At 39.2% G+C, this 13,586-nt stretch carries 9 protein-coding genes, 1 other RNA gene and 1 pseudogene; 7 read left to right on the forward strand and 4 right to left on the reverse strand.

The window, feature by feature from the left end:
• Positions 1-29 precede the first annotated feature (29 nt).
• The 4 genes and pseudogenes from LVD15_RS25500 to tsaD all read right to left on the reverse strand — a co-directional run bounded on the left by LVD15_RS25500 (position 30) and on the right by tsaD (position 2,701).
• The gene (locus LVD15_RS25500) at positions 30-821 is read right to left on the reverse strand and encodes a C40 family peptidase (protein WP_233778009.1); all 792 of its coding nucleotides are present in this window, start codon (positions 819-821) and stop codon (positions 30-32) included.
• Between the two features lie 6 nt (positions 822-827).
• Positions 828-1,295, reverse strand: a complete 468-nt coding sequence (gene smpB / locus LVD15_RS25505) for an SsrA-binding protein SmpB (protein ID WP_233778010.1) — start codon at positions 1,293-1,295, stop codon at positions 828-830.
• A gap of 2 nt (positions 1,296-1,297) precedes the next feature.
• Complete coding sequence (locus LVD15_RS25510) at positions 1,298-1,690, reverse strand: thioesterase family protein (protein ID WP_233778011.1); 393 nt, start codon at positions 1,688-1,690, stop codon at positions 1,298-1,300.
• A gap of 7 nt (positions 1,691-1,697) precedes the next feature.
• A pseudogene (tsaD, locus tag LVD15_RS25515) lies at positions 1,698-2,701 on the reverse strand (tRNA (adenosine(37)-N6)-threonylcarbamoyltransferase complex transferase subunit TsaD).
• A gap of 135 nt (positions 2,702-2,836) precedes the next feature.
• On the opposite strand from tsaD, the gene LVD15_RS25520 reads away from it, so the two are divergent.
• The 7 genes from LVD15_RS25520 to LVD15_RS25550 all read left to right on the forward strand — a co-directional run bounded on the left by LVD15_RS25520 (position 2,837) and on the right by LVD15_RS25550 (position 13,586).
• On the forward strand, positions 2,837-7,321 hold the full coding sequence (locus LVD15_RS25520) for a translocation/assembly module TamB domain-containing protein (protein WP_233778012.1): 4,485 nt from the start codon (positions 2,837-2,839) through the stop codon (positions 7,319-7,321).
• Complete coding sequence (locus LVD15_RS25525; RefSeq protein ID WP_233778013.1) at positions 7,299-8,180, forward strand: DUF2279 domain-containing protein; 882 nt, start codon at positions 7,299-7,301, stop codon at positions 8,178-8,180. Before LVD15_RS25520 ends, LVD15_RS25525 begins: the two co-directional genes overlap by 23 nt.
• Positions 8,181-8,230: 50 nt before the next feature.
• Complete coding sequence (locus tag LVD15_RS25530) at positions 8,231-8,629, forward strand: hypothetical protein (protein ID WP_233778014.1); 399 nt, start codon at positions 8,231-8,233, stop codon at positions 8,627-8,629.
• Positions 8,630-8,687: 58 nt separating this feature from the next.
• An RNA gene (gene rnpB / locus LVD15_RS25535) (RNase P RNA component class A) lies at positions 8,688-9,073 on the forward strand.
• Between the two features lie 72 nt (positions 9,074-9,145).
• Entirely contained in the window at positions 9,146-10,312 is a 1,167-nt protein-coding gene (locus LVD15_RS25540; RefSeq protein ID WP_233778015.1) for a sigma-54-dependent transcriptional regulator, read from the forward strand.
• A gap of 9 nt (positions 10,313-10,321) precedes the next feature.
• Entirely contained in the window at positions 10,322-11,860 is a 1,539-nt protein-coding gene (locus LVD15_RS25545) for a M61 family metallopeptidase (RefSeq protein WP_233778016.1), read from the forward strand.
• A gap of 178 nt (positions 11,861-12,038) precedes the next feature.
• A complete protein-coding gene (locus tag LVD15_RS25550; RefSeq protein ID WP_233778017.1) occupies positions 12,039-13,586 on the forward strand; it encodes an alkaline phosphatase PhoX in 1,548 nt (515 codons plus the stop codon).

Raw genomic sequence — 13,586 nt, forward strand, 5'->3', positions numbered from 1 at the left:
AATTACGAAAGCAAAGCAAAGAGGATAATTTAGTCTTTTAGCACCCTCCTTATCGAAGATAAACGATGACTGTAACTACCTGTGGACTTATTCAAAATACCTTTTTCATCCAGCGTGTCTATGCGCACCAAGCCAGAAGCATGTATAATATCATCTTTATTAAGCAAAATACCCACATGATGAATCTTTCCGGCTTCATTTTCAAAGAAAGCCAAATCTCCCGGCTTAGTTTCTTCCAGGGCCGGAACAAGTGCTCCTGCCCTTATCTGCTGTGAAGCATCTCTTGGCAAAGGGTAGCCGCATATTCTAAATACGATTTGAGTAAAACCAGAACAATCTATACCAAAAGGAGACCTCCCACCCCACAAGTAAGGTGCATTAAGGTATTTACAAGCGATATGCTTTAGAAAATCGTACTCTCGCTTCTGACTAAGGCTTTTGCTCTCTCCATTATAGGCCAATTGCTCTTCCATCTTAAAGAGCTCATTGGTAGAAATAGGTAATATACTTCCTATTACTATCGGCAGCTGGTGCTTTTGATAGAGTATGCTGGAGCTCAGATCAGTGCTGATCTTATAGTCTACGTTATTGATTTGGTTGAAATAATCCTCAGAAATAAAGGTGTGTTGCTTAGCATCTATCCAACCTTCATATTTATCAAAATGAATAAGTATTCTGAGCCATTTCTTATCCTTTGTAACCTCAGTGACCGTATAGTGCTCACCAAACAACAGCTGGCTCACTATCTCACTTTTATCACTTCCCTCTGCTCTTACCGGAACTATGCTCAGCCTGCAAATACCTTTTTCCTGGATTTCCATAGCCAATTATAACTTTATTTTTTCGAGTTCTCGTTTTGTGTCCTTTTCCTTAATGCTATTACGCTTATCATGCAACTTCTTACCCTTAGCCAGCGCTACCTCTAGCTTAGCCAAGCCTCTGTCATTAATAAAAAGCCTCGATGGGATCAGGGTCAGCCCCTTCTCGTTGATCTTGGTTTCTATCTTATCCAGCTCTTTCTTTTTTAATAGAAGTTTTCTGTCACGATTAGTTTCATGATTATAAAAAGAACCCTGTGCATAAGGTGTAATATGTATGCCTTTTACAAACAGTTCTCCTTTACTGAAATAGCAATATCCATCCATGAGGTTCACTTTCCCCTCTCTAATGGACTTTATTTCAGTACCTTTCAAAGCCATACCGGCAATATAAGTATCTATAAACTCATATTCGTACCTGGCTTTTCGGTTTTTAATATTAATATTATTAGAAAATCTTGACTTTTCTTTTGCCATAATCACTCAAAGGTAGAAAAAATCTCTATTATGAGATTCTTTTTTAATATCTTTTGCCCAGTTAATCCTTCTGCCACCTTCCTATCACCTACTTTAACCGTGTAATCACATATTAGTTCATTTTTATCAAAGGTTCTTAAGGTAGCGGAAATCTCTATTTTGTCTCCAACGAGAGCCGGAGATAAATGTTTTATTTCTAATTGTGTGCCTATCCCCTCTTCATCATCTTCGCACATATCCAGCACAAACAGCCTTGAAGCCCACTCTATATCCCTGGCCAGAGAAAAAGTAGAGCAAACATGATGAACCACTTGCCCATGAAAAGAAGCCACATCCTCTTCAGTAATTACTCTGTTATAAGTTTTAACATCACCAAGACGATGAAGGCGCTTCATAGGTTATTTAGATTTTCATGCGAGCCATAGGGCTTATATCTAAATTACTAAATTTTCCTTGTAAATATTTGAAATGAGCAGCTATTGCTATCATGCCGGCATTATCTGTGCAATATTGGAAATCGGGCACATACACATTCCAGCCTTTTTCTTTAGATAAACGATCCAGCTCTTGCCTTAATCCTCTGTTAGCTGATACTCCACCAGCAATGGCTATCTCCCTAATGCCTGTTTCATTACTGGCTCTTTTCAGCTTTTGCATCAGCATTCTTATTAAAGCCTTTTGTAAGCTGGCACAGATATCATTCATATTTTCTTGCACAAAATCAGGATTTTTCTTTTCTGATCTCGCAAAAAATACATAAAAGCCGTTTTTATACCACTAAATGAATAATTAAGCCCCGGCATTTCCGTATCAGGAAAGTCATAAGCATCGGCATTTCCTTCAGCCGCATACTTGTCTATCAGTGGCCCTCCGGGGTAAGGCAGTTCCAGCAGCTTGGCTGACTTATCAAAAGCTTCCCCTACTGCATCATCCTGAGTCTCTCCGATTACTTCCATCTCCAGATAATCTTTAACCACTACCAACTGCGTATGCCCCCCACTCACGGTAAGGCATAAAAATGGAAATGATGGTTTAGGATCATCAATAAAATGTGCCAAAATATGTGCCTGCATATGATTCACCTCTATCAGTGGAATATCAAGACTCATGGCCATAGACTTGGCAAAAGAAGTACCTACCAATAATGCTCCCAAAAGGCCGGGACCTCTGGTAAAAGCAATGGCATCTAACTCAGATTTTTCAACTCCTGCAGTACTTAAAGCCTCCGCTATTACCGGTACCACGTTCTGTTGGTGAGCCCGAGATGCTAATTCGGGAACTACTCCTCCATATTTTTCGTGTACTGATTGTGTAGCAATAATATTATTAAGTACTTTGCCGTTTTTAATAATTGCAGCAGAAGTTTCGTCACACGATGATTCTATAGCAAGTATAGTGGGGTTCATTTTCAATAATCAAATTTGGCGCAAGTTATTAAAAAACGTATAGTTAAGACAATACTTTGGCTTATACTCTCAGTTTTTCTCCTATTGGTCATAGTTGCTGGCGCAGTACAGTTCCCCTATATCCAAACAAAACTGGTGAGTTATGTATCCGAACATTATTCGGAGCTGACCGGCTATAACCTGTCCGTAGGCCGACTTTATGTGAATTGGTTCGATGAAATTCAGATCGATGAACTCAATGTTATTGACCTGGATAATAATAAACTCATCCATGCCGATGAAATTCAAATTGATTTCAACCTTAAAAGTCTTCTCAATAAAGAAAACCATAACGTAGATAACATCACCCTGATAGGCGCTAATGTATTCTTAACCCAAATTATAGTTAATGATACCGTTGAAACACTCAATATCAATGAGCTTATCAGAAGATTAAGAGCTCAGGCCACAGGGCAATCTGGCGGCAGGGTGATATTATCATCTGATCATATCACAGTAAAAAACTCCACTTTTTCTTACTCTGATCCTCGCCGGGATACCATTACGAATGCATTTGACTACTACCATTTCACTTTAACTAATATCAATGGTGAGTTTGGCCAGTTTAATGCTGTTGCTGATACAGTTGCCTTTCAAGTAGAAAAACTCTCTTTGAATGACAGCCTTACTCAACTCCAAGTAAAAGATCTCACCACTAACTATAGGGTATCACAGAGTGCTATGGAATTTCTCGGGATTAACGCGAAAATTGGCAACAGTACCATCAAAGACACAGTGGTATTCAAATACAATAGCACGCTGGATTTAAATGATTTTAACACTAAAGTAAGGCTCTCTGGCCATCTGAATAATTCGGTTATCCATTCATCTGACTTAGCATATTTCGCCCCTGATATGCGAAACATCCAGGATATCTATCAGCTTAGTGGTAACTTCAGAGGAAAAGTAACCTCCTTCACCCTCAGCGATGCCCTACTAAAATTTGGTGAAGGCACGGCTCTCAAAGGAAAAATACGAATGGATGGTTTACCCAATATAGCGGAAACCTTCATTAACTTCGATTTAAGCAACTCTTATGTAAAAACCACTGACCTTAAAAGCTACGTAAAAACAAAAACTTACAACCGGCTTCGCCCTTTTGATAGAGTAAGCTTCAGTGCCGAGTTTTTAGGTTTCCCTAATGACTTTGTGGCTAAAGGAGATTTCTTTAGTAAGTATGGCAGAATCACTTCTGATATTAACCTTAAAATAGAAGAAGACATTAACCAGTCTGACTATAGCGGTACGCTGATTATGCAAGACTTTGACGTGGGTGGGTACACCGGCAACTCATTACTACAAAAAGTAACGTTAAAAGGTGAAATAGAAGGTCGGGGTTTTACTCTTGAAGATGCTGATTTTGACCTCAACGGGCACATCGATTATATCGGCATTAATCATTATGAGTATAAAGACATAAAAACAGATGCCAGATTCGCCAAGGAGTTCTTCCAGGGTTATATGGAAATTAATGATCCTAACCTTAAGCTAACCACTACGGGGTCTATAGACCTTAGAAAAGGCATTAATATATTCAACGTGCAGGCACAGCTAGATACCGCTTTTCTTAAGCCTCTTAATATTTCCGGGCAAGACTTGTTTATTCAAAGCGAAATTAATGTAAACGCTCGCGGCTTGCAGCTGGATAGCATTACTGGCTTGGCTGATCTCTATCACTCACAAGTAATTTACAATGGCCAATCATTATATGTAGATTCGCTACAAATTATATCTGAAAAGAAACAAGGAGTAAGACAAGTAACCCTTAAAACCGATCTGGTAGACGCCAAAGTAAACGGAATTTTTGATTTTACCGTGGTATATGATGATTTCAAAACCCTGATCAAAGAGTATGAGCTCAACTTACAAAACGACAGAAAGGCTATTCGAGATTATTATGCCCGTAAGCAATCATCAAACAGAAAAGATTATCGGCTAGAGTATAATGTTAACATTAAAGATCCTAATCCTATTTTAACGCTATTCTCTCCAGACCTGTACATCTCTGAGATGCAACCCATTACTGGGAATGTCACTGGTGGCTACACATCCATTTTAGCCATCAACTCGCAAATAGATACGTTGATCTATAAAGAAGACACATTTGTAAACTCAGAATTACAGTTCAACATCTCTAAAATATCTGACAGCACCAATGTGCTGGCCATGGGCTATATTAACTCTCAAAATCAGGTACTTTCTGGCATAGAAACCAGAGATATGATCATGGAAGCGATCTGGAATAAAAACCATATTGACTTTGAGTTTGATATTGATCAGGTAAAATATGCTAACTACGCTCGCCTATTCGGCTCTGTAGATTTTAAGCAGGATGAAACCCAGCTCAGGCTCCTACCCTCAGACCTTAAAATACTAGACAAAAGCTGGCAGCTAGATGAGTCTAACCTGATTTCAATTATCAATGATGAAATAGCGATTGAAGGACTCCGCATTTTTAATGACTTTCAAAGTATTTCATTAGACGGAAAAATATCCCACAATCCTGATGACATTCTTTCTTTAAGAATAGATAGTGTAGAAATTGAAAACATCAACTCCATTCTATCTAAAGACCTGGCAGGTACTGTTAATGGCTACGCTGATATCCAGAATTACTACGAAGACATGCGCATAGAAAGCAAAGTAGAGATTGAGGATTTTTCTATTGATAAATTTCTTATTGGCGACATACAAGGTAACAATACCTGGAACAATGAACTGAAGCTGTTCAACATAAAAATGAACATTAAGCGCCTGGGTAAAAACATCCTCTCTCTGACTGGCTATTATTCTCCTGATGATGAATTAGACCCGCTTAGGCTCAATGCTGATTTGAATGATACCGAGCTAAATGCGTTAGAACCTTTCATAAACGATTATTTTTCTCAGATAGATGGTACTGTAACCGGGCATATTACCGTTACCGGCACGCCATACCATCCTATTTTTAAGGGAAAAGGAAATATAAACAACGCACGGGTACATGTCAATTACCTCAATACCAACTACTCTCTTGCTGGAGGTTTTTACTTTGAAAAAGATAAAATAGGTTTTGAAAACGTGGCCGTAAAAGACAGCCGTAATGAAAATGCCACTCTCAATGGCTATTTCACACATACTGATTTTAAAGATTTCGCTATAGACCTAAAAGGCAACCTTTCTAACTTTATGGTGCTTAACACCAGCAGCACTGATAATAACCTGTTCTATGGCACCGGAATCGCCACGGGTAACATAGATTTTATCGGCCCTATCAGTAACATGACCATTAATGCACAGGCCACCAGCGAAAAAGGAACCCGTATTTTCATACCAATTGGTGACTCTGAAAGCATTGAAAAGGAAGAATACATTCATTTTGTTGATTTTAATGACACTACCAAGACTCAGGAGATTAATAACGTTGGTAAAGTAGATCTCAAAGGCCTTAAATTAAACTTTGACCTTAACCTCACTCCTGATGCTTATTGCGAGATTATATTTGACATAAAATCAGGCGATATTATAAGAGGTAGAGGAAATGGAGACATTAAGCTTCAGATAGATACCAAAGGAGATTTCAATATGTTTGGAGACTTCATGATCCAGGAAGGAGGCTACAACTTCACCCTGTATAGCATCATTAACAAAGAATTTGAAATCCTTCCTAACAGCAAAATTTCATGGTATGGAGATCCTTATGAAGGTATTCTTGACATAAAAGCCACCTATAATCAGCTGGCGTCGTTCTTACCTCTACTCATTCAGCAAGAAGCTGATTCTGTATATGAAGATGTGGTGGAGATCAAAAGAAAGTACCCGGTAAAAGTCTATCTGGATATAGATGGCGCATTGCTTTCTCCTACTGTAAATTTTGATATCCTCACCAGCAACCTGCCGAGAAACATTAAAGTAGCTGAACGGCCAGATGTAGATTTAGAATTCGAATTTTTAAAATTTAAAAACAGCATAGACGAACAAGAGCTAAAAAGACAAGTATTCAGCCTTATTGTACTCCGGCGGTTCTCTCCTCTCCAATCCTTTAACACGGGTGGCTCCATTACCAGTAGTGTGAGTGAGCTGCTCTCTAACCAGCTCAGCTACTGGATAACCCAGGTAGATGAAAACCTGGAAATTGACCTGGATGTGGATTTTGATAAAATGGATGAAGAAGCCTACAATACCTTTCAGCTACGCCTGAGCTACACCTTTTTAGATGGACGACTGCGAGTAACCAGAAATGGAGGCTTCACCAATCAGGAAAACCGAACGGACATCTCTAGTATAGCCGGAGACTGGACGCTGGAGTACATACTTACACCTGACGGTAAGTTCAAGGCTAAGATGTATAACCGCACCAATTATAACCCGATAAACCCCACAGATGAAAATCGAAATACTATAACTACTGGTTTTAGCATTACCCACACCCAGAGCTTTGACCAATTAAAGGACCTTTTTAAAAAGAAAAAGAAGGAAAAAGAAAACCAGGAAGAAGAGGAAGACGAAGAGACCAATCAACAGCAAGAAGATGACTCTAAAAACACCCAAAACAGCGTAAATAAAGAAGGAATAAGAAATGAAGATGACGCCATGGAATAAAACCATCACCTTGCTGGTACTTTTACTTGTTAGTTATAACTGCCGGGCACAAGATAGCCTTAAACAACAAAAGCGGCTAAAACCTCTGATAATAGCCTCTGCCGGAGCTTACACCATCTCTATGATTGGCCTTAATCACCTGTGGTATTCTGATTATGAAAGAGAAGGTTTTCATTTTTTTAATGATAACAATGAATGGAATCAGGTAGATAAATTTGGTCATTTTTATAGTGCCTTTCACCTCACTTCAGGCGGTGATCGCATCTTACACTGGGCTGGTGTAGGCTCAGAAAAGTCTATACTTTGGAGCTCCTTAGCAAGCACGTTGGTCATGACATCAATTGAAGTTTTTGATGGCTTTTCTGCCGAATATGGAGCCTCCTATGGAGATGCCATAGCCAATACAGCCGGAACCCTATTTTACTTCGGACAGCAAAAATTATGGAATGAAATCCGCATTCAACCTAAGTTTTCCTTTCGCACTACCCATTACCCTGACTTGCGGCCAGAATTACTTGGCAGCAACCTCTCCGAACAAATACTCAAAGACTATAACGGACAGACTTACTGGTTTTCAGTCAACTTATCTAAATTCATAAAAAAACCATTCCCTAAATGGCTCAATATAGCTGCAGGCTACGGCACCACAGACATGATCTATGCTGATAAAGATCAGAACATAGAAATGGGCTTTAACCCCAGAAGAAGGTACTTCCTGAGCATTGATTTTGACTTGAGTGAATACCAATCGCATTCAAAAGTAGTGAACACCCTCATCTATTTTGTAAACATGATCCACCTACCTGCTCCAGCATTGGAGATGAGAGATGATGAATTAAAATTTCATTTTTTCTATTAAAAACTGATTTTTTTCATAAATTCAGTATGGTAACTAAATAATATTTGAATATGGATTTAAACGCGTTTATGCAAACTTATGCTGATGAGATAGGTGGGGAATATTCAGAATATGACAGCAAAACTTCCATCATTATAGTTCCACTTGCTGATGACCGCTTCCAAACGGTCCTTGGCAAGTTAAAATACAGCCCCCGGTTCGACCAGCTGAGCATAGAATTCATTTCTAAAGTTTGTCTATATGAAGCTAAAATGAACTTAAAAGGACTATTGGAAGAAAATGCGAACCTTAATCACTCGCGCTTTGTCATTTCCGATGAATATATCCATGTAGAAGCCGCCAGTTTTGTGGACAGTGCCACAGAAGAAATCTTGAAAGAAATTATTCAGGAAGTAGCCAACGTAGCTGATGAATACGAGTTTAAACTCACCGGAGAAGACATCCACTAAAACAGTACTTTATAGAAAAAACTCTACTATTAATTTATTTGTACTTACTTTTGCAACAAATGTAAGCCGCCTTATCGCTTCATTCACTTGAAGAGGAAAGTCCGGGCAGCATAGGGCATCGTACTTCCTAACGGGAAGGGCTTTTCTTAGGAAAAGTACAGACAGTGCCACAGAAAACAAACTACCCTGTGCAAACAGGGAAAAGGTGAAAAGGCGAGGTAAGAGCTCACCGCCCCAATGGCGACTGCGGGGGCACGGTAAACCTTACGAGCTGAAAGATCAAATAAGTTGCATATGCCCTCGGGCAGTCAGGCGGCCCGTCTGGCTCTTTTACAGAGATGTAACGGGTAGATCGATAGATCGTAGCAGCAATGCTGCGGCTAGATAAATGATAAGGCCCTGAGCTTTCAGGGACAGAACCCGGCTTATAGGCTTATATTTTTTTCTTATTTTAGCAATGCCATCATTTCTATTATTATGTGAAATGGTGGCATTGTTAATTTTAACCAACTCATTATGCCTAAAATATTAATCATTGATGATGAGCAAAGCATCAGAAATACACTAAAGGAAATTTTAGAGTATGAAAACTATGATGTAGATGAAGCCAAAAACGGTGAAGAAGGATTAAAAAAACTGAGCAAAGATAAATTTGATGCTGCCTTATGCGATATCAAAATGCCTAAAATGGACGGCATAGAGGTATTAGAAAAAGCAGCTGAGCAAGGAATAGAAACTCCTTTTATTATGATCAGCGCGCACGGCACCATTGAAACGGCCGTAGAAGCTACTAAAAAAGGTGCCTATGACTTTATCCAAAAGCCGCCAGATCTTAATCGCCTTTTAGTTACTCTAAGAAATGCGCTCGATAAATCTACTTTGGTAAACGAAACCAAGGTACTCAAAAAGAAAATATCTAAAACCTTTGATATAGTAGGTGAATCAGATGCCATATCACAGGTAAAAGAAACCATAGAAAAAGTAGCTCCTACAGAAGCTCGTGTACTGGTAACTGGTGAAAACGGAACAGGTAAAGAACTTGTTGCCAAATGGTTACATGAGAAAAGCGGTAGATCTAAAGGGCCATTAGTAGAGGTAAACTGCGCGGCCATACCCTCAGAACTTATTGAGAGTGAGCTTTTTGGACATGAGAAGGGCGCTTTTACCTCAGCAGTAAAGCAGCGCATAGGCAAGTTTGAACAAGCTAACGGAGGCACCCTGTTTTTAGATGAAATAGGTGACATGAGTCTTTCGGCTCAGGCCAAAGTACTACGAGCTTTGCAAGAGAACAAAATCACCCGTGTAGGTGGAGATAAAGAAATAAAAGTAAACGTAAGAATAGTAGCGGCCACCAATAAAGACCTCAAAGCTGAGATTACCGAAAATAAATTCAGAGAGGACCTTTATCACCGATTAAGTGTAATTCTTATAAAAGTACCTGCACTTAGAGACCGAAAAGACGATATTCCGCTTTTGGTTGACAAATTCTTAAATGACATAGCCGCAGAATATGGCTCTAAGCCTAAAGAAATCAGCGCTGAGGCTATCACTCTGCTTCAATCTCATGCTTGGACGGGCAACATCCGTGAGCTTAGAAATGTGGTAGAAAGATTAATCATCATGTCAGCAGCCGTCATTACAGAAGAAGATGTAGTCAAATACGCAGATATTAATCGTAATTAAAGTTCTAAAATGAAAAAACTCTTATTATTAGCCTTATCTCTCACATTACTTATCTTCTATAGCCATGCAGGAACTAAGCCTCAGATACATTTCACCGTATCTATGGCTGATCCCGCTTCGCACACTTTTCATGTAGAAATGATTTGCTCACATGTAAAAGAAGATCAGCTGGAGCTTAAAATGCCGGTTTGGACACCCGGCTATTACCAAATTTTGGATTTCCCTGGTAATGTAAAAAATTTCAACGCTTCCGCTGACGGTAATACTATTGATTTTACAAAAAAGGATAAAAACACATGGCTCCTGGCTACAGGTAAAGCCAAAGAAATAGTAATAAGCTACGATGTGGTGGCCACCAAAGAATTTGTAGCCGAACCATATCTGGGTAGCAGCAGAGGCTATATTTTACCCGGCGGAGTTTTCCTTTATCCTGAAAACAGAATAGAATCAGCTATTAGCATTAAGATCAATCACCCGGACTATTGGCCTGATATAGCTACAGGACTAAGTCAGGGAGACAATAAAGATGTATTCATAGCTGATAATTATGATGTGCTTTATGACAGCCCTATACTGGTAGGTAAATTACACAGCCTGCCTGACTTTAAATTAGACGGTATTCCTCACTATTTCTCGGGGTATAACATGGGAGACTTTGATGAGCAAGGTCTAATGGATGATTTAAAGAAGATCATCAAGACAAGTACAGATCTTATAGGTGATATTCCTTACGAGCAATACACTTTTATAGGCATTGGCCCGGGCAGAGGCGGCATTGAGCACCTTAACTCTACATCAGTGAGCTTTTCTGGCAACAGCCTTTCTGATCCTAATGCAAGGCTTCAGACGCTCTTCTTCCTGGCTCATGAGTATTTTCATAATTTCAATGTGAAACGTATCAGACCCATAGAGCTAGGACCATTTGACTATAGCGATGTTAACAGAACCAAAATGCTGTGGGTCTCTGAAGGCCTTTCTGTTTATTATGAATATATGGTGGTAAAAAGAGCGGAATTATGCTCTAAAGAGCAACTCTTTAAAGCTTTTGAAGGAAACATCAATGCCTATGAAAATGATCCGGGAAAAACTTATCAGTCCATAGCTGAGGCCAGTTATGAAACCTGGCGAGATGGCCCCTTCGGGCAAACGGCAGAAGAGGAAGATCGCGGTATTTCATATTATCAAAAAGGGCCGATTTTAGGTTTACTACTAGATTTCAAAATCAGACATGAAACCAATAACAGAAACTCCCTTGATGACGTGATGAGAGACTTGTATAACACATATTACAAAGGGAAAAAGAGAGGCTTTACTGAAGAAGAACTTAGAAAAACCTGCGAAAAGTATGCTGAGACTAATCTGGATGAGTTTTTCAGCTACATCTACACTACTCAACCGCTAGACTATGATAAATACTTAGGCTATGCCGGCTTAGAGCTTACTTCTAAAAAGAAAGATAATGGTGCTGTAGAATACACTATTGAAGAATTGACTGAGAAAACAGATTTACAGGAAAGAATCTTCAAAAATTGGGTTTCAGAGCAATAAAGTAGAAATTATGACTTAATGTTAACATTTCTTTAAATCATTATAAACAAATATTAAACCTCATATTATCAATTGATTAATATGAGGTTTTTTTCTTAACCTAATGTATTTTTTCACATAAACATAGGACAAAAGATATTTAGTTGATTTGCATTATAATTATAAAATCAACTTACCTATGAAACTAAAAAACTATTACCTGGCTTTGGGAACTCTCGCTTGCCTGGGTGCACTTTCAAACTGCAAAGATGAAATAACGGAAGTGACCGAAGTCATCAACAACGACACTACTATAGTGATGAATAATGACACTACTATTATTTATTCTAATGTAGATGAACTTACCCCTTTAGAAAGCTCCCACACCCCTGCTAGTATTTTAAAAGTTTGGGAAGATTTCAGCGACATAGAACTGAGTGTAGTATTAAGTTCTGAAGATACGCTTCCCAGCTCTCCGAGTTTTGTTTACGGTAGCATGGCCGATGGCGCTGGCTTAATTGCTGAAAATGATGGTACCTTCACCTTAATTAATAACATAGAAGCCGATTATTCTATAGCCAGAATATTGCTTAATAGTGATCTTAAACCCGTTATTGGAGAATACATCCTTAACAGCACTGCTACTGGCGGCACAGCCCAATGTTCAGGCAATCTGGTAATGCCTGCGACTCATGGCTTCGGACCGCTTTACCTATCTGGCGGTGAGTGGGATGGCAACTCTCAAGGGGTATTTGCTACTGATCCTTACAAGAGAACTTCAGATGCCAGTGCCGCTTGGATATTGACTGCCCTGGGGCAATGGAACACAGAAAATGCAGTAGTTCTTGGAAAAGATGCTTATGCCGATAAAACTGTAGTTCTCATTGGAGATGATGAAAGTAATAACTCTGTTCCTTCAGGTCAATTAGGTATGTATGTAGGTAACAGAGGAGATTTAGCAGGAGGTAAACTGTATGGATTGAAGGTTACTGACAGTGAAGTGGAATACGAAATGGATATGGAAGAAGGTCAGGAATATAATATTGAATTCGTAGAACTGGAACAAAAAGGATTAGATCTATTAGATACTGAAGCCAAAAATAAAGGTGTAATGGGCTTCTCCAGATTAGAAGATATAGACTGGAGAAAAGGATCTGCCGCTAATGAAAGAGAAGTATATTTTGCAGTAACAGGAAGAGACAAACCAGACCTTATAGGCAAGGGAAGCAGAACAGGACGTGTATACAAATTAGTATTGAATGATACTGATCCTACGGCTGCAGGTACCATCACATGTGTGCTAGATGGTGACAAAGGTATTACCGATCCTAATGCTGTAGCGGCTGCATTCCATAGCCCGGATAACATTCTTACAACAGAAAACTATGTTTACATCCAGGAAGATCCTAACGGCATACAAGGAATAAAAGAGGCCGCCAATCATTATCCATACCTATATCAATATAACATCAATACAGGCGAATTAAAAGTAGTTCTGGAATGCGATCAGGTTACAGCCGCCTCTTTAGGTTACGGAAACACCTCATCTATCTGGGAACTTACAGGTATGATTGACATAACCGATGAAGTAAATAACGGAGAAAACACCTTCCTGATTATGACCCAAAACCACGGTTGGGAAAGAGCTAACGGATTGCCTTTTACTGATCCTACCGCAGTACAAAATCTAAATGGATCACGCAAAGAAGGTAGCGTTCTATTCAAAATAGTAGGTCTGGAAAGGTAA

Origin of the sequence: Fulvivirga maritima, assembly GCF_021389955.1 — a bacterium.
GTDB classification, from domain to species: domain Bacteria; phylum Bacteroidota; class Bacteroidia; order Cytophagales; family Cyclobacteriaceae; genus Fulvivirga; species Fulvivirga maritima.

What these genes read in the sequence shown, in the direction of transcription:
- LVD15_RS25530 (WP_233778014.1), top strand. Translation starts at nt 8,231, where the DNA reads ATGGATTTAAACGCGTTTATGCAAACTTATGCTGATGAGATAGGTGGG.
- LVD15_RS25500 (WP_233778009.1), bottom strand. Translation starts at nt 821, where the DNA reads ATGGAAATCCAGGAAAAAGGTATTTGCAGGCTGAGCATAGTTCCGGTA.
- LVD15_RS25510 (WP_233778011.1), bottom strand. Translation starts at nt 1,690, where the DNA reads ATGAAGCGCCTTCATCGTCTTGGTGATGTTAAAACTTATAACAGAGTA.
- LVD15_RS25550 (WP_233778017.1), top strand. Translation starts at nt 12,039, where the DNA reads ATGAAACTAAAAAACTATTACCTGGCTTTGGGAACTCTCGCTTGCCTG.
- LVD15_RS25545 (WP_233778016.1), top strand. Translation starts at nt 10,322, where the DNA reads ATGAAAAAACTCTTATTATTAGCCTTATCTCTCACATTACTTATCTTC.
- LVD15_RS25540 (WP_233778015.1), top strand. Translation starts at nt 9,146, where the DNA reads ATGCCTAAAATATTAATCATTGATGATGAGCAAAGCATCAGAAATACA.
- smpB (WP_233778010.1), bottom strand. Translation starts at nt 1,295, where the DNA reads ATGGCAAAAGAAAAGTCAAGATTTTCTAATAATATTAATATTAAAAAC.
- LVD15_RS25525 (WP_233778013.1), top strand. Translation starts at nt 7,299, where the DNA reads ATGAAGATGACGCCATGGAATAAAACCATCACCTTGCTGGTACTTTTA.